The sequence below is a fragment of the Streptomyces sp. HUAS MG91 genome (assembly GCF_040529335.1).
Lineage (GTDB): Bacteria > Actinomycetota > Actinomycetes > Streptomycetales > Streptomycetaceae > Streptomyces > Streptomyces tabacisoli.
On the sequence record NZ_CP159534.1, the window covers coordinates 1,408,394 to 1,427,879 of the forward strand.

Sequence of the window (19,486 nt, forward strand, 5' to 3'; positions counted from 1 at the left end):
ACCGGCACCGGATGACAAGGTCCGCCGCGGCCCTCAGCCGCTCTCCCGCACCGCGAGCAACCGCTTGGCGTAGACGGCGAGTTCGGTCTGGATGCGGGCCATGGCGTGCCGTTCCAGGCCGCCGGTGAGGCGTTCGATCTGGCGCAGCCGGTAGCGCAGGGTGTTGTAGTGGATGTGCAGCCGGGCCGCGGCGGCGACACCGTTGCGGTCCTGGAGCAGATAGGCGCCGAGGGTCTCGACGAGGGCGCCGTCCGTGCGGGCGTCGTGGTCGATGAGCGGGCCGAGCGCGTCGTCGACCATGCGGCGCAGCTCGGCGCTGGGCACCTGGCCGAGCAGCCGGTAGACGCCCATGTCGGCGTAGGTGCGCACGAAGTCGTCGCCGTGCACCTCGCGGCCGAGCCCTAGGGTCTGCACGGCCTCCTCGTAGCTGCGGTGGTACGCGGCGAAGTCGCTCTGCTCGGTGCCGGCGGCGACGACCACGTTCCAGTCGGGGTGGGCGGCGGTGACGGCCGTGTGCAGGGCCTGGCAGCGGGCGGGGAGCGAGTCACCGGGTTCGAGGAGCCCGGCGAGGCCGGTCTGGTTGCCCCACAGCAGCGCCTGCGGCCCGGCGGCGCCGCGCACCAGGCTCAGCAGGCGTTCCTCGAAGAGCGGTCCGGGCAGGGGCGTGGAGCCGTCGGGGGCCGTGGCCTCCAGGAGCACGGCGGCGCGCGGCAGCCGCAGGTTCCAGCCGAGCGCGGCGGCCCGGCTCAGGGTGTCGGCGCGGTCGCGGGGCGCGCGGGACACCAGGTCCGTCAACAGCGTGGTCCGGTAGTGCTGTTGACGGCTGGCGGCGGCCTGTTCCTGGGCGGTGATCATGCAGGCGACGGTGGTGGCGTGGTCGAGCGCCATGCGCTGGTGCGGGGTGAGCCGGGCGCCGCCCTCGGCCCACAGGGCGACGGCGCCGCCGCGCCGCAGGCCGGTGTCGAGGGGCCGGGTGGCGGTGGCGGGCACGTCGCGCGGCGGGGCGCCGGCCGAGGCGAGGACGGCGCCCTGCGGGTCGTGGACGGCGGCGGCGCAGCCGGACAGTTCCAGGAGTACGTTCATGAGTTCCTGGTAGGAGCCGCCCTCGACGGCGACCGCGGTGAGCCGTTCGTGCAGGGCGCGGGACTGTTCGAGCTCCAGGGCGTGCCGGTTCAGGACGGTGCCGAGGACCTCGGAGAGGATGTCGTTGAACATGACGTCACCGGGCAGCGCGATCACCGGGAAGCCGAGCCGGTCCCCCAACGCCAGCATTTCCGGAGGGAGTTCGGGCAGGTAGGGGCCGATCTTGACGCCGAGCGCGGCGAGCCCGCGGCCGGCGAGGGTGGGCACCAGGGCGGTGAGCGCCGCCGCGTCGTCGCGCACCGCGTAGGCGGTGGTGAGCAGGAGTTCGCCGCCGCGCATCCAGCGCACGATGTCGGGCACTTCCATGATGTTGACGACGCGGATGCGGCGGGCCCCGCCGCGGGCTCCGGCGACGAGCCGGGCGCCGCCCAGGCACGGCAGGTTGAGCGCCTCGCGCACGGTGAGGCCCGCCGAGAGGTCGTAGCCGCGGGCCTGGCCGGTACCGGTGCCGATGCCTGTCATGTCCAGTCACTATGCGACCGCCCGATGCCATCCGTAAGACACCGCGCGTTACTTCCGTGTGTCCCGGACGGGCATGTCGGAAGCATTGTCATCCGGTGTCAGCGCGGGGTCCGTCTTCCTGGCGTCCGCTGCCCATGACGCCCCGGAGCGCCGCGCCTACCTTGACCGCATGATCTCGGGACCGCGCACGGCTGGGAGGCCGCAGTGACTCTGGAATCCGGGCAGGGCCCGATCGACGGTGCGCACTATCTGGAGGCCACCCCGGAGAACGTCCTGTGGGGCAGGCTCCCCTGCGGCGGCACGCCCGCCGCCCTCACCGTCGCCTCCGGCGCGACGGTCACCTTCGACACGGTGTCGCACGAGGGCATCCTGGAGGACCAGGGCAGTGACCCGGTGGAGTTCTTCGGCCGGTACGGCGTCGGGGCCGACGACGTCCTGTCCGACGCCCGGCTGCTCGCCAAGACCCCGCACCTGCGCGACGCCGGCCGCGACGGCCCGCACGTCGTGTCCGCCCCGGTGCACGTGCGCGGCGCCGAACCCGGCGATCTGCTGCGCGTCGACGTCCTCGGGCTGCACCGGCGCGCCGACTACGGGCTGGTCTCCAGCCGCCACGGGCGCGGCGCGCTGCCGGAGCACTTCGCGCTCGACGGGCCGGAGTTCACGTTCTGCTCGGTGGAGGACGGGGCCGGTGTCATCCGGTACGGCACCGACCGCGCCGCCCGTTTCCCGCTGCGGCCCTTCCTGGGCATCATGGGCGTCGCCACGGACACCGCCGAGCCCGCGCACAGCGTGCCGCCGGGCCGGCACGGCGGCAACATCGACGTGAAGCACCTCGGCACCGGCGCCACCGTCTATCTGCCGGTGCAGACCGAGGGCGCGGGCTTCCACACGGGCGACCCGCACTACGCGCAGGGCAACGGCGAGGTCGCCCTCACCGCGTTCGAGGCGCCGCTGCGGGCGACCTTCCGGCTCACCGTCCTCAAGGGCGCGCGGGCCCGGGCCGCCGCGGCGACCCTCACCGAGCCGTTCGGCGAGACCGACCGGCACTGGATCCCGCTCGGCCTGCACGAGGACCTGAACCTGGCGATGCGGGCGGCCGTGCGCTCCGCCCTCGCCTTCCTCACCGACCGCTTCGGCATGGAATCGCACGCCGCCTACGCCTACTTGAGCGCCGCCGCCGACTTCGAGGTCTCGCAGGTCGTCGATCAGGTGCAGGGCGTGCACTGCCTGATCCGCAAGGCCGACTTCGCCTCAGGAGACTCCCGGTGAACCGGCTGATCCTGCGCCGGGCCCGCGTCGAGAACGCGGCCGACCCGTGCGACCTCCTCCTCGCCGACGGGCTCGTCCACACCGTGGGCACCGTCCCCGACGACGCGAGCGGCGAGAGCGTCGACTGCGCGGGCCGCATCGTCCTGCCCGCCTTCGTCGAGCCCCATCTGCACCTGGACAAGGCGCTGTTGGACGCCGTCCGCCCGAACCCCGACGGCACCCTGGCCGGCGCCATCGCGGTGACCGGCGCGCTGAAGCGGTCCTTCACCCGCGACGGCGTCCGCGACCGGGCCCGTACGGTCCTGGAGACGGCGGTCCGCAACGGCACGACCCTGATCCGCGCCCACCCCGACGTCGACCCTCTCGCGGGCCTGCTCGGCGTCGAGGTGCTGCTCGAACTCCGCGAGGAGTACCGGCCGTTGGTGGATCTCCAGATCGTGGCGTTCCCGCAGGAGGGCATCTTCCGCTCCCCCGGCACGGACCAGCTCCTGACCGCGGCCGTCGCGGCGGGCGCGGACGTCATCGGCGGCTGCCCGTACAACGAGGACTCCCTCGCCGACGCCCGCCGCCATGTCGAACTCGTCCTGGATCTCGCGGTGGAGCACGGGCTGCCCGCCGATCTGCACGCGGACTTCGCGGACGACGCGAGCGATCCCCGGTACGCGCTCGCCGAGTTCATCGCGGAGGGCACCGCGCGCCGGGGCCTGTCCGGGCGGGTCGCGCTGGGGCACGCCACCTCCCTCGCGGGCCGCCCGCCCGCCGACCGCGCCCGCGCACTGGCCGCGCTCGCCGACGCGGGCGTCGCCGTGGTCCCGCTCCCCGCCACGGACCTGCACCTGGGCGGCCGCCACGACAGCACGGCCGTCCGCCGCGGCGTCGCGCCGGTGCGCGAGCTGTGGGACGCGGGCGTCCTCACGGCCTGCTCCTCGAACAACATCCGCAACGCCTTCACCCCGTACGGCAGCGCCGACGCCCTGGACACCGCGCTGCTGCTCGCCCAGACCGGCCATCTGTCGGGCCCCGCCGACCTGGCCCGCGTCCTGCGCATGGTCACGTACGACGCGGCCCGAGTGACCGGCACAGCCGACACCTACGGCGTCCGTCCGGGCGCCCGCGCCGATCTGGTGGTCCTGGACTCGACCACGTACGACGACATCGTCCTGGACCGCCCCGACCGCACCCACGTCATCAAGGCGGGCCGGATCGTGGCCCGCACCACCCGCACATCGGAACTGCTGACCCCCTGATCCCGAACGCCCCTCCGCTCACCCGCACCCGCACGGCACCCGCGCACGCATCCCACCCCTCCCCTCCGCCAAGGAGTCCCCATGCGCGAACGCCTCCCGCACGAAATCGTCGCCTCCGTACTCGCCGGCCTCACGGCGTTCATCGGCGGCAACGCGCTCCATCTGCCGCCCTGGGCGATCTTCATCTCGTGGGCGGGCACCTTCCTGCTGGGCGGCCCGAGCCTCGCGAACGCCGGGAAGCTGTGGTTCGCGATGCCCGCGGGCTCAACGTTCGCCCTGGTCATCGTGGTGATCGAGAACCACGCGGGCGGTGCGTTCGGCGACGGCCAGTGGGCCCGCAACACGTTCCAGGCGCTGGTCATCCTGGTCGTCAACAGCGCCCTGATGTACGCGGGCAGGCTCAAGGCCCTCGCCCTGATCCCCGGCATGTTCTTCGGGTTCGCCAGCTACTTCGCCACGTACTTCGGCGGCTTCGGCCACGACCCGGGGAACGTGTGGGTGGCCTGGCTCAGCGTCGTCGCCATGAACGCCCTGGGACCGGTCTTCGCGTACCTGTCGACGAAGCTGACCTTCGCGACGGCGGACGCGCCCCGCTCCCCGGTGGCGTCCGAGACCGAGCCGGTCCAGCAGGCCTAGCGAGCAGGCCCGGGGAGCGGGTCTAGAGAGCGCCCAGCGCCAGGGCCACGCGGACCGCGCCCGCCTGCTCGAAGATCTCCTGGGCGATCTCCCACTGGCCGGGCTCCCGCCGCGCGAACTCCCGCCATCCGGTGACGACGAGCAGCAGCCCGCGCGCGGCGGCCGCCTCCGGCAGTTGCCCGGGGTCGCCGAGCGCGTCGGCCAGCGCGTCCCAGTTCCGCCCGAACCAGTGGGGCAGGTCGAGGGCGGCGGCGCAGCGGTCCATGAGGGCGGCCTTGTCCGCGGCCCCGTCGAGGTCGAGGACGCGGACCGTCCAGTCACCGCTCGCGCTCATCGCAGCACTTCCTTGAACGACTCGTAGTGGTCATCGGTGTAGTACCTCTCCCCCTCGTCACCGGTGACGATGCGCCGGGCGCCCCGGTCGCGCGAGCCCGGGGTGGGCACGGTGTACTCGTGGTAGTAGCCGCGCCGGTGCTGGGGCAGCTCGCGCTCGTAGTTCCCGAAGACGCTGCCGTCCTTCTCGTACGGGAACGGCCCGCCCTGATCGATGAGGGTGAGCGTCCGCCGCGCCTCGACGGGCAGCCGGCTCTCCCGGACAGTGCCCATGCCTGACTCGGAGCACCCGAAGAGAAGAGCACAGCAGGCCAGCAGCAGACAAAGGAGACGACGAGCCACGAATCAAGCCCCTCCGGCGATTGAGGAGCGGGGCCCGGGGCGGAGCCCCGTGACCTCACGCTCCGTCGGGGTCGGCCCTCTGCAACGCAGGCTTGGGCGTGGCCCCCGCAGTCAGCAGAAAATCGGCCGCGGACGTGTCGGTGACCAGACTGGTCACGAGCCCCGACCGCAATACGGCGTCAATGGCGGCAGCCTTCCGCTGCCCGCCCGCGATCGCGACGACCTCCGGTATGCGGCGCAGCCGGTCCGCCTCGACCGTGATGCAGCGCTCGCCGAGGTCCCGGCCGACCCGACGCCCCTGGGCGTCGAACAGGTGGGCGGACATCTCGGCCGCGACGCCCAGCGACGCGTAGTGCGCGCGCTCCTCGTCGCTGAGCATGTCGTGGACGGTGGAGATGCCCGGCTCCCAGGAGCCGATGGACACGCACGCCACGGTGACCTTGTCGAAGTACTCGAAGGCGCGGGCGATCCCGGTCTGGTCGCGCAGCGCCGCGGCGGTCGCGGCGTCCGGCAGCAGCATCGGCGCGTAGATCGGGTGCGCGTCCCCGCCCGAGACCTGCGCGGCCCGCCGCACGGCCTCCACGGAGCCGCGCTCGGCGGTCCCGGCGTCGTACACACCGGTCAGCTGCACGACGGTGCACGGCGGGAGCCGGTCGAGGGCGGCGGCCATGTGAATGGTGGAACGGCCCCACGCCAGACCCAGGACATCGCCCTCGGTGACGAGCTCGCCCAGGAGATCGGCGGCGACCTCGCCCAGGTTCTCGGGATCGGGCGACTCCTCGGCCTCGGCCGGCGACTCGACGACCACCACATGCCGCAGTCCGTACCGCGCGCGCAGCGCGTCGGAGCGCTCCGCGTCCAGCTCGGCCGGGACCCGGATCTCGATGCGTACGAGATCCCGCTCCAGGGCGGTCTCCAGGACCCGGGCCACCTTGAAGCGGCTGACGCCGAACTCCTCGGCGATCTGGATCTTGGACTTGCCCTCCAGATAGAAGCGACGGGCCATGGCCGCCGCCTGCATCAGCTCCGCGGGTCCCATCCGCAGGGCTGCGCGTCCCGCCGATGATGCGGACACGGCGATCTCCTCACTGCTCTTCTTCACGACTCACACGACAACTGTGGACACAAGCACTGATACCGCGCCCACCGCACACTCTTCTGTTCACAACCTGGATACGCCGTTCATCCTTGCAGATCCCGCGGACTTGATCAGCCCCGATGGAACGCCGTTCACGGAACCGTGGCTCAGTGGCCGCATGCCCAGGTCGACGCGGCGGCCGCCTGCTCGCGCAGCGCACGGACCGCCTCGGCCGGGTCGCTCGCCCCGTATACGGCCGAACCGGCGACGAAGACGTCCGCTCCCGCCTCCGCGCACCGCTCGATGGTCGACGCGGAGACCCCGCCGTCGACCTGCAGCCACAGCTCGAGACCATGCTTGGAGATCAGCTCACGCGTCCGACGGATCTTCGGCAGCATGATGTCCAGGAAGGCCTGCCCGCCGAACCCGGGCTCAACCGTCATGATCAGCAACATGTCGAGCTCGGGGAGCAGATCCTCGTACGGCTCGATGGGCGTCGCCGGCTTGAGCGCCATGGAGGCGCGGGCACCCTTGGCGCGGATCTCCCGGGCGAGCCGGACGGGCGCGTGGGCGGCCTCCGCGTGGAAGGTGACGGATCCGGCCCCCGCCTCGACGTACTGGGGAGCCCAGCGATCGGGGTTCTCGATCATCAGATGGCAGTCCAGCGGGGTGTCCGTCGCCCGCGCCAGCGACTCTACGACCGGCACCCCCAGGGTGAGATTCGGGACGAAGTGGTTGTCCATGACGTCGACGTGCAGCCAGTCGGCGCCCGCCACCGCCTGTGCCTCATCGGCAAGGCGCGCGAAGTCCGCGGAGAGGATGCTGGGGTTGATCTGAACGGCCATGCCCCAAGACTGCCATGCCCACGGCCGCTTTCCCTTATCGGTCTGGACCAGTCCCGCGTTCCCGGATCGTCTGTCGACCACCGGGGCACGGGGCCGAGCCCCGGAACCCCGGCCCCCACCGGCCCGTACGTTCCTAGGCGGTCCGCCGGATCAGCGCCAGATACATGGCATCGGTCCCGTGCAGATGTGGCCACAACTGCACATCGGGCCCGTCCCCGATCCCCGGCACACCCTCCAACAGCGGCCGCGCGTCGATGAGTTCGGCCCCGCCGACCGACTTCAGCACGTCGTCGACGACGGCCCGGGTCTCGGCGAGGTGCGGCGAGCACGTCGCGTACCCCACGACGCCCCCGACCCGCACGGAGTCGAGCGCCGTCCGCAGCAGGCTCCGCTGCAACGGCCCGAACCCGTCCAGGTCCTCCGGCCGCCGCCGCCAGCGTGCCTCGGGCCGCCGGCGCAGCGCGCCGAGTCCGGTGCAGGGCACGTCCATGAGCACGCGGTCGAAGGTCCCGGAGCGCCACGGCGGCCGGGTCCCGTCCGCCGCGATCACCTGGTACGGCCCCGGGTTCCCGGCCAGCGCCTTGCCGACGAGTCCGGCCCGGTGCGGCTGCTTCTCGGAGGCGAGGAGCACGGCCCCGCGCTCGGCGGCGAGCCCGGCGAGCATGGCGGCCTTGCCGCCCGGCCCGGCGCACCCGTCGAGCCACATCCGGTCCGAGCCCTCGACCGGAGCGTTCGCGAGCGCGAGCGCGACCAGCTGGCTGCCCTCGTCCTGCACTCCGGCGCGCCCGGTCCTGACGATGTCGAACGCCCCCGGCTCGCCGCCCTCGGTGAGCCGCACGGCATACGGAGACCAGCGTCCGGGCAGCCCCGAATCCTCTCCGACCTCGGCGAGAACCGCCTCGGCCGTGGTCCGTCCGGGCCGTGCCACGAGCGTCACCTCGGGCCGCTCGTTGTCCGCCTCCAGCAGGTCCTCGATGCCGGCGCGGCCGCCGCCCAGCGAGTCCCACAGCGCCGACACCACCCATCGCGGATGCGAATGGACGACGGCGAGATGGTCCTCGGGGTCCTCGTCGTACGGGGGCGCGACGCGCTCCACCCAGGCGTCGAGGTCGTGCTGCGAGACCTTCCGCAGCACCGCGTTGACGAACTTGGCCCGCCCGTCGCCGAGCACCACGCGCGCCAGCTCCACCGACGCGGAGACGGCGGCGTGCGTCGGGATCCGCGTCCCGAGCAGCTGGTGCACGCCCAGGTTCAGCACGTCCAGGACGGGCGGGTCGACCTCCCTGAGCGGCCGGTCGATGCAGGCCGCCACGATCGCGTCGTAGGTGCCCTGGCGCCGCAGCGTCCCGTAGACCAGCTCGGTCGCCAGCGCCGCGTCCCGCGCGTCGAAGTCGCCCTTGGCGCGGGCCTTCTTGAGCAGCGGCGGCAGCACGAGGTTCGCGTACGCGTCCCGCTCGTCGACCGCGCGCAGCACCTCGAAGGCGAGGATGCGCACCGGGTCCTTCTTGGGACGGCGGTGGGGCTTGCCGGGCCTGCCGGACTTGCCGGCGCCACGGTTCGACGAGGTCGGCTGGTCGCTCAAAGGTGCTCCGCTGCTGGATTCGTACGGGCGTCACGCACAGGGGCGTACGCCGATGTGAACCCTCCCAGCCTACGGCCCGGCCCGCTCCCGGGCCGCTCCGGGCTCAGCCCAGCCGCTCCCCCGCCGCGATCCGCACCCCGCGCGCCCAGTCCGCCGCCGCCATCGGCTTCTTGCCCTGGGCCTGCACCCAGAGCAGCTCGACGGCGTAGCTGCCGGTGCCGACGTACAGGTTCTTCTTGCCGACGGCCAGCTCGCCCGGCGCCAGGTCGGTGCGGTCCGGCACCGGCACGGCGGAGCGCACCTTGAGCCGCTCCCCGCGGAACTCGGTCCAGGCACCCGGCGCGGGCGTGCAGCCGCGCACCACGCGGTCGACGCGCAGCGCGGGCGCGGCCCAGTCGATCCGGGCGTCCTCGACGGTGATCTTCGGGGCGAGGGAGACGCCGTCGGCGGGCTGCGGCACGGCCTGCACCGACCCGTCCTCGATCCCGTCCATGGTGGCGACGAGCAGCCCGGCACCGGCGAACGCGAGCCGGGTCAGCATGTCGCCGCTGGTGTCCGTGGGCCGGACCGCCTCCGTCACCGTCCCGTACACCGGCCCGGAGTCGAGGCCCTCCTCGATGAGGAAGGTCGAGGCGCCGGTGATCTCGTCGCCCGCCATGATCGAGTGCTGCACGGGCGCGGCGCCGCGCCAGGCGGGCAGCAGCGAGAAGTGCAGGTTGACCCAGCCGCGGGCGGGCACGTCGAGGGCGGTCTTCGGCAGCAGCGCGCCGTAGGCGACGACCGGGCAGCAGTCCGGGCCGATCTCGCGCAGCCGGGCCAGGAACTCCTCGTCGCGCGGCTTGGCGGGCTTGAGCACCTCGATGCCGGCCTCCTCGGCCCGCTCGGCGACCGGGCTCGCGATCAGGCGGCGGCCGCGCCCGGCGGGGGCGTCGGGCCGGGTGACGACCGCGGCGACCTCGTGCCGGTCGGAGGCGATCAGGGCGTCCAGGGCGGGAACGGCGACCTCGGGGGTGCCGGCGAAGACGAGCTTCATCGGTGGATCGTGGCCTCTCGGGCAGGGTGACGGGCAGCGCACCAGTCTATGGGCGCCCGCTCGCACACACGCATGGGGCGCACGCCAGAACGTGCGCCCTGCGCATATGCGGATACGCCCGAACAGCGTGACCCCTCACCGGATGGCGCGTTGGTCAAGAAAGAGTTGACCAGTCAGCGGGCCGCCATCACCCCGATCGCTGTCGGACGCCGTCGCCGTTCGGTGCGTGACCGGCCCATCATTCTCATGTTTCATCGCCGGTTCGAGAGGCTTGTAAATGGCCGACCACGCAACCCACGACGCCCAGGCACGGGCCAGCCTGCACCTCCTGGTGCGGGACATCGAGCGGGTCCGGCGGCAGGTGGACGCACTGCGCACCCTCACCGCGCAGCTCGGCAACGTCTACCGCCCGCGCCGCTCCGGCCCCTCCGCGGGCTTCGTCGTCTACGGCAGGGCGCCCGCCCCGACCGTCCGTCTCGCCCAGGAGCTGCGGGACAGCGTCGAGACCCTGGTGACAGCGGCCGTGGACTTCGACCGCTCGCTGGGCTTCTCGTGGGACGCGGTGGGCTCCGCGCTCGGAGTCACCAAGCAGGCGGTGCACCGCCGTTACGGGGCGCGCCGGGCCGCGACCCAGGCCGCCGCCGAGGCGGAGCGGGCCACCGACACCCCGACGGCCACCGCGCCCCGGCCGCCGGTTCCACTGGCCACGGGCCCGCTGCCCTCGGTGCCCGCCGCCCGGTCGATGCCGACCCAGCCCACCGCGGGCAGCTCGGGTCTGCGCGAGGAGGCGCGGCCGACCGCCTTCCCCGGCCCGCGCAACGGTTGATACCCGACCGGCCGGTCCGCCGGCTCCCGTTCGACGCAGCCTCCCCGCACCTCATGTCCGGGGAGGCCTCGCCATGTTGACGCCCGTGCGGCAACCGGGCCTGACGCCGGGTCACCCGATGTCGAGCGGGTCCACCCGTACGCGCACCGGCTCGATCCCGCCGCGCGCCATCCGTGCCGCCTGCGCCTGCTTGAGGGCGGCGGCGAGGGCGGCGCCGCTGCCCGGCGGGACCCGCACGAGGGCCCGCTCCCAGTGCTCGCCGGGCGGGGGCGCCCCCGGCCTGCGCGTCCCCCCGCCGCCGCTCTCGGGCACCGGCACGGGCCCCAGCACCTCGGCGTCCGCGGGCAGGCGGACCGCGCCGAGGAAGTCGGCCAGCGCGTCCGGCAGACCGCTCACCGCGGCCATCCGTGACACCGGCGGGAACCCCAGCTCGGCGCGGTCGGCGAGCTCCCGCACCGCGTGCCCCACCGGGTCCCAGCGCACCAGCGCCTGCACGGGCCGCAGCGTCGGCTCGGCCACGACGACGACGGTGCCGCCCGCGTCCTGGGGCCGGACCAGCGCGGACGCCGCGATCCAGCGCCGCAGGGCGTCCTCGCCGGCCCGCAGGTCGGGCCGCCCGAGCATGGCCCAGCCGTCCAGGAGCAGCGCCGCCGCGTAGCCCCCTTCGGCGACCGGCTCGGCGCCGGGCGTGCTCACCACGAGCGCCGGCTCCCCGGACACGGTGTCGAGCACCTGCTCGCGCCCCGAGGTCCGCACCGGCACGGCGGCGAACGCCCGGCCCAGCTCCTCGGCGGTCCGCCGGGCGCCGACCACCTGGGCCCGCAGCCGGGTGCCGCCGCACTCGGCGCAGCTCCAGCCGGGCTCCTCGCGCCCGCACCAGCCGCAGGCGAGCACACCGGTGGCCTCGCGCGCCTCCAGCGGCCCGGCGCACGCCCGGCACCGGGCGGGCTCGCGGCACCGCTGGCAGGCGAGCCGGGGCACGTATCCGCGCCGGGGCACCTGCACCAGGACGGGTCCCTCGCGCAGCGCCGTCCGCGCGGTCTCCCAGGCGATGCTGGGCAGCCGGGCCGCCCGCGCCGCCTCGTCCCGCGCGAGATCGAGGTCGCCGACGGTCCGCACGAGCGGCGCGGTGCGCCGCACCTCGGCCCGCGGTGCGGCGATCGCGGCGGCCCATCCGCTGCGCACCAGCTGCGCGGCCTCGACGGTGCAGCTCCAACTGCCCGCCAGGAAGGCGCACTTGTCGCGGGCGGCCCGCAGCTCCAGAACCTCCCGCACATGCGGGAACGGCGCGTGGTCGTCACTGTGGTGCGCGTCCCCGTCGTCCCACAGCACGACGAGCCCCAGCCGCCGTACGGGGGCGAACATGGCGGCCCGGGTCCCCACCACGGCCCGCACCGCCCCGCGCCGCACGGCAAGCCATTCCGAGTACCGCCGCTGCTGTCCGGCCTCGGCGGTGAGCACGGCGTGCTGTCCCGGCCCGAGCGCCTCCCGCAGCGCCTGATCGACACGGGCCGCGAGCCGCACGGTCGGTACGACGACCAGGGCTCCGCGCCCCGAGGCCAGGGTCGCCCGCACGGCCCGGGCGATCTCGTCGGCCCACTCGGGGCCGGGCAGCGCCGTCCACACGGCCCGCGGCGAGCCCCCCGCGGCGAGCGAGGCGACGAAGTCGGCCCCTCGCTCGTACCGCTGCCACGAGCCGGGCTCAGGCGCGGCGGGCGGCGCGGGCGGTGCAGGGAACTCCCGCGCCTCGGCCTTGGCGTGCCGGGGCGGAACGGCCAGCTGGAGCACATCGGCGAGGCTTCCCGCGTAGCGGTCGGCCACCGCCCGGGTCAGCCCCAGCAGCTCCGGGTCGAGCACCTGCTCGGGCGACACCACCTGCGCCAGCGCGGCGAGGGGCCCCTGGTACTCGGCCTCGGCGACCCGCTCGACGAGGAACCCGTCGATGAGCCCGCCGCCCTCGCGCCGCCCGTCCCGCACGTTCTTCGACCCGGCCCCGAACCGCACCCGGACCCGCACGCCCGGCTGCGCGACGGCGTCCAACTCCTCCGGCACCGCGTACTCGAAGTACCGGTCGAGATGCAGCACCCCCTTGTCGACGAGCACCCGCGCGACGGGCAGCTCCTTGGCCAGCGCGGCCCCCCGCCACGTCCGCGGCTTGGCCTTCGGCGCCTTGGCCCGCCGCACGCTCTCCCGGATCAACGCAAGCTGCTCGGGCTCCCCTCCCCCGCCACCCTGCTCCGGCCTGTCGTTCTCGCTGCTCACAGGTGCATTCCTACCAGAGGGCAGTGACAGCGGGCCGGGCCCGGGAACGCGGCGGGCCCGGCCCTCCCGAAGGAGAACCGGGCCCACAGGGCATACGCGGGGCCTACAGTCCGGCGGCCTTGCGCAGAGCGTCCACGCGGTCGGTCTTCTCCCACGTGAAGTCGGGCAGCGCGCGCCCGAAGTGGCCGTAGGCGGCCGTCTGGGAGTAGATCGGGCGGAGCAGGTCGAGGTCGCGGATGATCGCGGCCGGGCGGAGGTCGAAGACCTCGGAGATCGCCGACTCGATCTTGTCGGTGTCGACCGTCGCCGTGCCGAACGTCTCGACGAACAGGCCCACCGGCTCGGCCTTGCCGATCGCGTACGCGACCTGGACCTCGCAGCGCGAGGCGAGACCGGCGGCCACGACGTTCTTGGCGACCCAGCGCATCGCGTACGCGGCCGAGCGGTCCACCTTGGACGGGTCCTTGCCCGAGAAGGCGCCGCCGCCGTGGCGGGCGTAGCCACCGTACGTGTCGATGATGATCTTGCGGCCGGTCAGGCCGGCGTCGCCCATCGGGCCGCCGATCTCGAAGCGGCCGGTCGGGTTGACCAGCAGCCGGTAGCCCTCGGTCTCCAGCTTGATGCCGTCGTCCAGGAGGGCCTTCAGCTCCGGCTCCACGACGAACTCGCGGATGTCGGGGGCGAGCAGCGACTCCAGGTCGATGTCGGAGGCGTGCTGCGAGGAGACCACGACCGTGTCGAGGCGGACGGCCTTGTCGCCGTCGTACTCGATGGTGACCTGCGTCTTGCCGTCGGGGCGCAGGTAGGGGATCGTGCCGTTCTTGCGGACCTCGGACAGGCGGCGCGACAGGCGGTGCGCGAGGTGGATCGGGAGCGGCATCAGCTCCGGGGTCTCGTCGCACGCGTAGCCGAACATCAGGCCCTGGTCGCCCGCGCCCTGCTTGTCGAGCTCGTCGTCATCGCCCTCGACCCGCTTCTCGTACGCGGTGTCGACGCCCTGCGCGATGTCCGGGGACTGCGAGCCGATCGAGACCGAGACTCCGCACGACGCGCCGTCGAAGCCCTTCTTCGACGAGTCGTAGCCGATCTCCAGGATCTTCTCGCGCACGAGCTGCGCGATCGGCGCGTACGCCTTGGTGGTGACCTCGCCGGCCACGTGCACGAGGCCCGTGGTGATCAGCGTCTCGACGGCCACGCGGGACGTGGGGTCCTCGCGCAGCAGCGCGTCGAGAATGGTGTCGCTGATCTGGTCAGCGATCTTGTCGGGGTGACCCTCGGTCACGGACTCCGAGGTGAACAGGCGACGGGACACAACGCTCCCTGTGGTTGCAGCGGCTGCTGGCTGATCATTTGCGGACGGGTACGGGGGCTGCGCCCGACGACATCCGGAAACAGTTTATCGGTCGTGCTCGCTCGCCGGACCACGCGTCTCGCCTACTGGGAGTGCTGTGACCTGCGACACCGCATTCTCCGATATGACGATCGGTCTTAGGAAGAGCGCAGGACGCCCGAAATTCCGGTGTTTTCGGGTTTTCGGTGCGTCCGAAGGGGCGAATGCGGTTTTTCACTCCTGGTGGGGCAGTCGGGACACGACCGCGTCCCAGATCCGGTCCGCGAGTGCCTCCTTGGGGCCGTACGGGACCGGGTTCTCGGTGCCGTCGGAGCCGAGGATGACGGCCTCGTTCTCCTCCGCGCCGAACGTCTTGCGCTCGCCGACCTCATTGACGACGAGCAGGTCACAGCCCTTGCGGGCGAGCTTGGCGCGGCCGTTGGCGAGGACGTCGTCGGTCTCGGCGGCGAAGCCGACGACCACCTGCCCGGGGCGCGGCCGCCCGGCGGAGATCTCGGCCAGGATGTCGGGGTTGCGCACGAGGGCGATCGGCGCGGGCTCCTCGCCGTCCTTCTTCTTGATCTTGCCGGTGGCGTACGTCTCCGGGCGGAAGTCGGCGACGGCCGCCGCCATGACGACCGCGTCGGCGTCGCCGGCCGCCTTCAGGGCCGCCTCGCGCAGCTGGACGGCGGTGCCCACGTGGACGACGTCGACGCCGGCCGGGTCGGGCAGGCCCGCGTTCGCCGACAGCAGCGTGACCCGGGCGCCGCGCGCGGCGGCGGTGCGGGCGAGCGCGTAGCCCTGCTTGCCTGAGGAGCGGTTGCCGAGGAAGCGGACCGGGTCGAGGGGTTCGCGGGTGCCGCCGGCGCTGACGACGACGTGCCGGCCGGTCAGGTCCGGGGTCCCGGCGCCGCGGGCGAGGACCCGGCGCACGTACTCGAAGATCTCCACGGGGTCGGGGAAGCGGCCCTTGCCGGTGTCCACGCCGGTCAGCCGGCCGACGGCGGGCTCGATGACGAGGGCGCCGCGGCGGCGCAGCGTGGCGACGTTCTCCTGGGTGGCCGGGTGCTCCCACATCTCGGTGTGCATGGCGGGCGCGAAGATCACCGGGCAGCGGGCGGTCAGCAGGGTGTTCGTCAGGAGGTCGTCGGCGAGGCCGTGGGCGGCCTTCGCGAGCATGTCCGCGGTGGCCGGGGCGACGACGACCACGTCCGCGTGCTGGCCGATGCGCACGTGCGGGACCTCGTGGACGGAGTCCCAGACCTCGGTGGAGACCGGATTGCCCGACAGCGCCGACCAGGTCGCGGCGCCGACGAAGTGGAGCGCCGAGTCGGTGGGCACGACGCGGACGTCGTGGCCGGACTCCGTCAGCCGGCGCAGCAGCTCGCACGCCTTGTAGGCGGCGATACCGCCGCTGACTCCCAGGACGACGTTGGGCTTCGACGACACCGGCTCTCCCCTGACTCCACTGCTGCGTACGAGGACACGTACGACTCCATGACACACCACAGGCCCGACAGCGGCGCTGTCGGGCCTGTGGTGACGACCGAATGCGGTGTTACTGCGCCGGGCCCTCGATGGCCTCGGACGTCAGCAGGCCCGCGTTGATCTCGCGAAGGGCGATCGAGAGCGGCTTCTCGTGGACGTGGGTGTCCACCAGCGGGCCGACGTACTCGAGCAGGCCCTCACCGAGCTGCGAGTAGTACGCGTTGATCTGACGCGCGCGCTTGGCGGCGTAGATGACCAGGCTGTACTTCGAGTCGGTGGCTTCGAGCAGCTCATCAATCGGCGGGTTGATGATGCCCTCGGGCGCGGTGATGGAAGAGGACACTCTCTGCCTTCCGATGGGGGCCGGGACCGGGGTCCCGACTGGGGTAAAGATCAAAGAACCTTCATCAAGGCTAGCAGCTCGCGGGCTACGTCCTCGACGGAGGTGTTGACAAGGGTCGTGTCGAACTCCGCCTCCGAGGCCAGCTCCACCTTGGCGGTGTCGAGCCGGCGCTCGATCACCTCGGCGGACTCGGTACCGCGCCCGGTGAGCCTGCGGACCAGTTCGTCCCAGCTCGGCGGGGCGAGGAAGACCAGCTGCGCCTCGGGCATCGACTCACGGACCAGCCGGGCGCCCTGGAGGTCGATCTCCAGGAGCACCGGCTCACCCGCTTCGAGGCGATCGAGGACGGCACGCCGCGGGGTGCCGTAGCGGTTCCCCGCGAACTCGGCCCACTCAAGGAGCTCGCCGTTGGCGATCAGCTTGTCCATCTCCTCGTCGGTGACGAAGAAGTACTGGACTCCGTGCTTCTCGCCCGGGCGCGGCTTGCGGGTCGTCGCCGACACCGAGAGCCAGACCTCGGGGTGTTCCTTGCGCATGTGGGCGACGACCGTGCTCTTGCCGACCCCGGAGGGGCCGGAGAGCACGGTCAGCCGCGGACGTTCACTCATGCAGCGATTATTCCAGTTGTTCCGGAGTGCCCGGACCAGCCCCGGGGCCGGTCCGGAGTCACTCAGGCGCCGGTGCTGCCGAACTCGCGCTCCAGGGAGGCGATCTGGTTGGAACCGAGACCGCGGACCCGGCGGGATTCGGAGATCCCGAGGCGCTCCATGATCTGCTTGGCGCGGACCTTGCCCACGCCCGGCAGGGACTCGAGCAGGGCGGAGACCTTCATCTTGCCGATGACGTCGTTCTCCTGGCCCTGCTTGATGACCTCGTGCAGGGAGGCGCCGGAGTGCTTGAGTCGATTCTTGACCTCGGCCCGCTCCCGGCGAGCCGCGGCGGCCTTTTCGAGCGCGGCTGCGCGCTGTTCAGGGGTAAGGGGCGGAAGAGCCACGCCTACGTCACCTCGGATGTCGAACTGTCGGATACGGACCGGTGAGGAACCTAGTCGCCCCACACCTGGTGAGCAACGAGCAACGCGCTTGCCTGCGTTCGCCTGTTCGCTCTCGTCGGAGACTAGCGGCCACGGCGGTCAGAGTCAGCGAGAACAGAGGAAAAGTCCTGGTCAGCCTTCCACAGGCGGGATATTTCGGGCAAATCGTCTGCTAAATCGGTCAGGATTCGGACGCTCGGCCAAAGGTCGGCACGCAGTGCCACCCCTGAGCAGCCTCAATTCGCGGTCCCGACCGCCTCACGCACCTCGTCCGCGAACCGCACGGCAGCGTCCCGCAGCGCCGTCACGGAGGGCCCTTCCTTGAGGACGGCCCGGCTCACGTTCGGTACGACGTTGTGGACCGCGGAGCCGAAGACGGCCGGAAGATCGGCCGCCGTGGCGCCCTGCGCGCCGATGCCGGGCGCGAGGAGCGGGCCGTTGATGTCGAGCGCGTACGAGGAGAGGTCGCCCAGGGTCGCGCCGACGACCGCGCCGAAGGAGCCCATGGGGGCCGCGCCGGCGTTCTCCTCGGTGAGGTGGGCGAGCATCGTCGCGCCGACGTTCTTGCCGTCGCCCCGGACCGCGTGCTGGACCTCGCCGCCCTCGGGGTTGGAGGTCAGCGCGAGCACGAAGAGCCCGGCGCCGGACTCGCGCGCCAGGTCGACGGCGGGCTTCAGCGAGCCGTAGCCGAGGTACGGGGACACGGTCAGGGCGTCCACGAACAGCGGGGAGTCCTGGTGCAGATAGGTCTGCGCGTACGCGGCCATGGTGGAGCCGATGTCGCCGCGCTTGGCGTCCATGACGACCAGGGTGCCCGCGGCCCGCAGTTCGGCGACCGCCTTCTCCAGTACGGCGACGCCGCGCGAGCCGAACCGCTCGAAGAACGCCATCTGCGGCTTGACCACGGCGACCGTCTCCGCCAGCGCCTCGACGGTGGTCCGGGTGAAGGTCTCCAGGCCGGCGATGTCGTCCTTCAGGCCCCAGGAGGCCAGCAGGGCGGCGTGCGGGTCGATGCCGACGCAGAGCGGGCCGCGCTCGTCCATGACGCGGCGCAGGCGGGCGCCGAAGGGCTCCAGGACCGTCATGCGGACACCTTCTTCACATCGGCGCCGACGGCGTCGGCGAGCGTGGGGTACGGGGAGTTGTTCAGGCGGGCGGCGAGGCCCTTGTGGATCGCGCGGGCGTAGAACGGGCCCTCGTAGATGAAGGCCGAGTAGCCCTGGATGAGCGTGGCACCGGCGAGGATGCGCTGCCAGGCGTCCTCGGCGTTCTCGATGCCGCCGACGCCGACAAGGGTGATCTTGTCCCCCACGCGCGCGTAGAGGCGCCTGAGGACCTCCAGGGAGCGCTCCTTGAGGGGTGCGCCGGACAGGCCGCCGGTCTCGTTCACGACGTCGCCCGTGGTCTTCAGGCCCTCGCGGGAGATCGTCGTGTTCGTGGCGATGATGCCGTCCAGGCCCAGCTCGACGGCCAGGTCGGCGACGGCGTCGACGTCCTCGTCGGCGAGGTCGGGCGCGATCTTCACCAGGAGGGGCACGCGGCGCGAGCGCACGGTGCGGTCGGCGGCCTCGCGCACGGCCGTCAGCAGGGGGCGCAGCGCCTCGGTGGCCTGGAGGTTGCGCAGGCCCGGGGTGTTCGGCGAGGAGACGTTCACGACGAGGTAGTCGGCGAAGGCGGCGAGGCGCTCGGTCGACTTCACGTAGTCGCCGACGGCCTCGGCCTCGGGGACGACCTTGGTCTTGCCGATGTTCACACCGACCGTGGTCCTGAAGACCGGGTTGCGGGAGGCCAGGCGGGCCGCGACGGCCAGCGAACCCTCGTTGTTGAAGCCCATGCGGTTGATCAGCGCGCGGTCCTGCACGAGGCGGAAGAGGCGCTTCTTGGGGTTGCCGGGCTGCGGCTCGCCGGTGACGGTGCCGATCTCGATGTGGTCGAAGCCGAGCATCGACATGCCGTCGATCGCGATGGCGTTCTTGTCGAAGCCGGCGGCGAGCCCGAAGGGGCCGTGCATGCGCAGGCCGAGGGCCTCGGTGCGCAGCTCCTTGTGGCGGGGCGCCAGGGCGGCCGCGACGAAGGTGCGCAGGACGGGCGTGCGGGCGGCGAGGCGGATCCAGCGGAAGGCCAGGTAGTGGGCCTTCTCGGGGTCCATGCGCTTGAAGACGAGGTTGAAGAACAGCTTGTACATGACTGAAGTCCTAGTGGTGCGCACGAGGCGGTGGGCTCATGAAGAGGGG

The 19,486-nt window shown here is 72.8% G+C and carries 19 protein-coding genes; 4 read left to right on the forward strand and 15 right to left on the reverse strand.

The window, feature by feature from the left end:
- Positions 1-33: 33 nt before the first annotated feature.
- Positions 34-1,605 (reverse strand): PucR family transcriptional regulator ligand-binding domain-containing protein, encoded by a 1,572-nt coding sequence (locus ABII15_RS06500; RefSeq protein ID WP_353941315.1) that lies wholly within the window; start codon positions 1,603-1,605, stop codon positions 34-36.
- A gap of 204 nt (positions 1,606-1,809) precedes the next feature.
- Between ABII15_RS06500 and ABII15_RS06505 the strand changes: the two genes are divergently transcribed.
- From ABII15_RS06505 to ABII15_RS06515, 3 genes are all read left to right on the forward strand, one after another.
- The gene (locus tag ABII15_RS06505) at positions 1,810-2,874 is read left to right on the forward strand and encodes an acetamidase/formamidase family protein (protein ID WP_353941316.1); all 1,065 of its coding nucleotides are present in this window, start codon (positions 1,810-1,812) and stop codon (positions 2,872-2,874) included.
- On the forward strand, positions 2,871-4,121 hold the full coding sequence (locus ABII15_RS06510; RefSeq protein ID WP_353941317.1) for an amidohydrolase family protein: 1,251 nt from the start codon (positions 2,871-2,873) through the stop codon (positions 4,119-4,121). The genes ABII15_RS06505 and ABII15_RS06510 overlap by 4 nt, the downstream gene beginning before the upstream one ends.
- Positions 4,122-4,202: 81 nt before the next feature.
- The gene (locus ABII15_RS06515; protein WP_353941318.1) at positions 4,203-4,757 is read left to right on the forward strand and encodes a DUF1097 domain-containing protein; all 555 of its coding nucleotides are present in this window, start codon (positions 4,203-4,205) and stop codon (positions 4,755-4,757) included.
- Positions 4,758-4,779: 22 nt separating this feature from the next.
- Here ABII15_RS06515 and ABII15_RS06520 read toward each other — a convergent pair whose 3' ends face one another.
- The 6 genes from ABII15_RS06520 to fmt all read right to left on the reverse strand — a co-directional run bounded on the left by ABII15_RS06520 (position 4,780) and on the right by fmt (position 9,970).
- Positions 4,780-5,091, reverse strand: a complete 312-nt coding sequence (locus ABII15_RS06520) for a barstar family protein (RefSeq protein WP_353941319.1) — start codon at positions 5,089-5,091, stop codon at positions 4,780-4,782.
- Complete coding sequence (locus ABII15_RS06525) at positions 5,088-5,405, reverse strand: ribonuclease domain-containing protein (RefSeq protein ID WP_353946976.1); 318 nt, start codon at positions 5,403-5,405, stop codon at positions 5,088-5,090. Before ABII15_RS06525 ends, ABII15_RS06520 begins: the two co-directional genes overlap by 4 nt.
- An 82-nt stretch (positions 5,406-5,487) precedes the next feature.
- Entirely contained in the window at positions 5,488-6,471 is a 984-nt protein-coding gene (locus ABII15_RS06530) for a sugar-binding domain-containing protein (RefSeq protein ID WP_353946977.1), read from the reverse strand.
- A gap of 206 nt (positions 6,472-6,677) precedes the next feature.
- Positions 6,678-7,355: a ribulose-phosphate 3-epimerase gene (gene rpe / locus ABII15_RS06535; RefSeq protein WP_353941320.1), complete on the reverse strand. Its 678-nt coding sequence runs from the start codon at positions 7,353-7,355 to the stop codon at positions 6,678-6,680.
- A 133-nt stretch (positions 7,356-7,488) separates the two neighbouring features.
- On the reverse strand, positions 7,489-8,937 hold the full coding sequence (locus ABII15_RS06540; protein WP_353941321.1) for a transcription antitermination factor NusB: 1,449 nt from the start codon (positions 8,935-8,937) through the stop codon (positions 7,489-7,491).
- Between the two features lie 103 nt (positions 8,938-9,040).
- On the reverse strand, positions 9,041-9,970 hold the full coding sequence (gene fmt, locus ABII15_RS06545; protein ID WP_353941322.1) for a methionyl-tRNA formyltransferase: 930 nt from the start codon (positions 9,968-9,970) through the stop codon (positions 9,041-9,043).
- A gap of 277 nt (positions 9,971-10,247) precedes the next feature.
- Between fmt and ABII15_RS06550 the strand changes: the two genes are divergently transcribed.
- Entirely contained in the window at positions 10,248-10,796 is a 549-nt protein-coding gene (locus ABII15_RS06550) for a hypothetical protein (RefSeq protein ID WP_353941323.1), read from the forward strand.
- A gap of 111 nt (positions 10,797-10,907) precedes the next feature.
- On the opposite strand, the gene ABII15_RS06555 is transcribed toward ABII15_RS06550, so the two are convergent.
- The 8 genes from ABII15_RS06555 to ABII15_RS06590 form a co-directional block, all read right to left on the reverse strand.
- Positions 10,908-13,058, reverse strand: a complete 2,151-nt coding sequence (locus ABII15_RS06555; RefSeq protein WP_353941324.1) for a primosomal protein N' — start codon at positions 13,056-13,058, stop codon at positions 10,908-10,910.
- A gap of 103 nt (positions 13,059-13,161) precedes the next feature.
- Positions 13,162-14,370, reverse strand: a complete 1,209-nt coding sequence (metK, locus tag ABII15_RS06560; protein WP_351446161.1) for a methionine adenosyltransferase — start codon at positions 14,368-14,370, stop codon at positions 13,162-13,164.
- 252 nt (positions 14,371-14,622) lie between these two features.
- Positions 14,623-15,837: a bifunctional phosphopantothenoylcysteine decarboxylase/phosphopantothenate--cysteine ligase CoaBC gene (gene coaBC / locus ABII15_RS06565; protein WP_353941325.1), complete on the reverse strand. Its 1,215-nt coding sequence runs from the start codon at positions 15,835-15,837 to the stop codon at positions 14,623-14,625.
- Between the two features lie 109 nt (positions 15,838-15,946).
- Complete coding sequence (gene rpoZ / locus ABII15_RS06570; protein ID WP_005319902.1) at positions 15,947-16,219, reverse strand: DNA-directed RNA polymerase subunit omega; 273 nt, start codon at positions 16,217-16,219, stop codon at positions 15,947-15,949.
- 50 nt (positions 16,220-16,269) lie between these two features.
- Positions 16,270-16,827, reverse strand: a complete 558-nt coding sequence (gmk, locus tag ABII15_RS06575) for a guanylate kinase (RefSeq protein WP_353941326.1) — start codon at positions 16,825-16,827, stop codon at positions 16,270-16,272.
- 62 nt (positions 16,828-16,889) lie between these two features.
- Positions 16,890-17,213: an integration host factor gene (locus ABII15_RS06580; RefSeq protein WP_026246651.1), complete on the reverse strand. Its 324-nt coding sequence runs from the start codon at positions 17,211-17,213 to the stop codon at positions 16,890-16,892.
- Between the two features lie 275 nt (positions 17,214-17,488).
- Entirely contained in the window at positions 17,489-18,337 is an 849-nt protein-coding gene (gene pyrF, locus ABII15_RS06585; protein WP_353941327.1) for an orotidine-5'-phosphate decarboxylase, read from the reverse strand.
- Positions 18,334-19,437 (reverse strand): quinone-dependent dihydroorotate dehydrogenase, encoded by a 1,104-nt coding sequence (locus ABII15_RS06590; RefSeq protein WP_353941328.1) that lies wholly within the window; start codon positions 19,435-19,437, stop codon positions 18,334-18,336. Before ABII15_RS06590 ends, pyrF begins: the two co-directional genes overlap by 4 nt.
- Between the last annotated feature and the right edge of the window lie 49 nt (positions 19,438-19,486).

What these genes read in the sequence shown, in the direction of transcription:
- ABII15_RS06530 (WP_353946977.1), bottom strand. Translation starts at nt 6,471, where the DNA reads ATGGGACCCGCGGAGCTGATGCAGGCGGCGGCCATGGCCCGTCGCTTC.
- ABII15_RS06500 (WP_353941315.1), bottom strand. Translation starts at nt 1,605, where the DNA reads ATGACAGGCATCGGCACCGGTACCGGCCAGGCCCGCGGCTACGACCTC.
- rpe (WP_353941320.1), bottom strand. Translation starts at nt 7,355, where the DNA reads ATGGCCGTTCAGATCAACCCCAGCATCCTCTCCGCGGACTTCGCGCGC.
- ABII15_RS06515 (WP_353941318.1), top strand. Translation starts at nt 4,203, where the DNA reads ATGCGCGAACGCCTCCCGCACGAAATCGTCGCCTCCGTACTCGCCGGC.
- ABII15_RS06520 (WP_353941319.1), bottom strand. Translation starts at nt 5,091, where the DNA reads ATGAGCGCGAGCGGTGACTGGACGGTCCGCGTCCTCGACCTCGACGGG.
- ABII15_RS06550 (WP_353941323.1), top strand. Translation starts at nt 10,248, where the DNA reads ATGGCCGACCACGCAACCCACGACGCCCAGGCACGGGCCAGCCTGCAC.
- fmt (WP_353941322.1), bottom strand. Translation starts at nt 9,970, where the DNA reads ATGAAGCTCGTCTTCGCCGGCACCCCCGAGGTCGCCGTTCCCGCCCTG.
- ABII15_RS06590 (WP_353941328.1), bottom strand. Translation starts at nt 19,437, where the DNA reads ATGTACAAGCTGTTCTTCAACCTCGTCTTCAAGCGCATGGACCCCGAG.
- pyrF (WP_353941327.1), bottom strand. Translation starts at nt 18,337, where the DNA reads ATGACGGTCCTGGAGCCCTTCGGCGCCCGCCTGCGCCGCGTCATGGAC.
- gmk (WP_353941326.1), bottom strand. Translation starts at nt 16,827, where the DNA reads ATGAGTGAACGTCCGCGGCTGACCGTGCTCTCCGGCCCCTCCGGGGTC.